2 protein-coding genes are annotated in these 1,014 nt (G+C 62.0%); both read left to right on the top strand.

Annotated elements, in window-relative coordinates; translation table 11 throughout:
- Positions 1-674 (top strand): homoserine dehydrogenase (locus AC1DT3_RS22460; protein WP_477467383.1); only part of this gene is annotated, 674 nt, incomplete at its 5' end.
- 48 nt (positions 675-722) lie between these two features.
- Positions 723-1,014, top strand: a 292-nt coding sequence (locus AC1DT3_RS22455) for a fructose-bisphosphatase class II (RefSeq protein WP_477467382.1), incomplete at its 3' end; no start/stop codon positions are given.

The raw sequence follows: 1,014 nt of genomic DNA, 5'->3' as shown, positions 1-1,014 counted from the left end.
GAACCCAAGTCGATGCCGACGCCGTCTATGTCGAAGGCATTTCCTCGATAACCCCGCTCGACTTGAAGATGGCTGACGAGCTCGGCTTTCGCATCAAGCTGCTGGGCGTCGCCGAACGTACGAAGGCCGGGATCGAGCAGCGCGTTCACCCGACGATGGTGCCAAAATCCTCGGCCATCGCTCAGGTCATGGGGGTCACCAACGCTGTGACGATCGACGCCGATGCCGTGAAGGAACTCACGCTCATCGGGCCAGGAGCCGGCGGAGACGCAACGGCCTCGGCGGTCGTCGCGGATCTGGTGGATGTCGCTCGCGGTTGCAAGAACGCCCCCTTCGGCCGCCACACGCATCAACTCGTCAAGGCGCCAAGGACACCGGTCCAACGTCACGAAGGCGGATATTACATTCGCCTCACGGTCCATGACCGCCCGGGGATCGCCGCCGGTGTGGCGACCAGGATGGCCGAGGCGGATATTTCGCTCGAAAGCATTCTTCAAAAACGGTCGGAAGTCGCAGCGACGAGAGATCCGCACGGGCGCTCTGGTGCGCCCGTGTCACTGGTGCTGATCACTTACGCAGCGACCGAATCCTCTATCCGGTCGGCTGTTGATAGAATCTCGAGGGATGGTCTCATCGCAGAACCGCCCCAAGTCATCCGTATCGAACGAGAATAGACACCGTTCAGCCGAACGACGAAACAGTTCAAGGGAGCCGCAATCTCAATGTCGCAAGCCATCACAGTCCAACCAGGCCAGGTCATCGAACGCATTCTCACGCTGGAACTCGTGCGTGTGACCGAACGGGCGGCCGTCGCCTCGGCGAGACTGCGGGGGCGCGGAAACGAGAAGGCCGCGGACCAGGCTGCCGTCGACGCCATGCGTCGCGAATTGAACAAACTTCCGATCGACGGCACCGTCGTCATCGGGGAGGGCGAGCGCGATGAGGCGCCGATGCTCTTCATCGGCGAACGTGTCGGCAACAAGAATGGCGCGAAGGTCGACATTGCCGTCGACC

It is taken from the genome of Microvirga sp. P4_G7 (genome assembly GCF_056401005.1).
The sequence above is the reverse complement of the archived record's forward strand: the minus strand, read 5'-3'. Positions and strand labels throughout refer to the sequence as shown.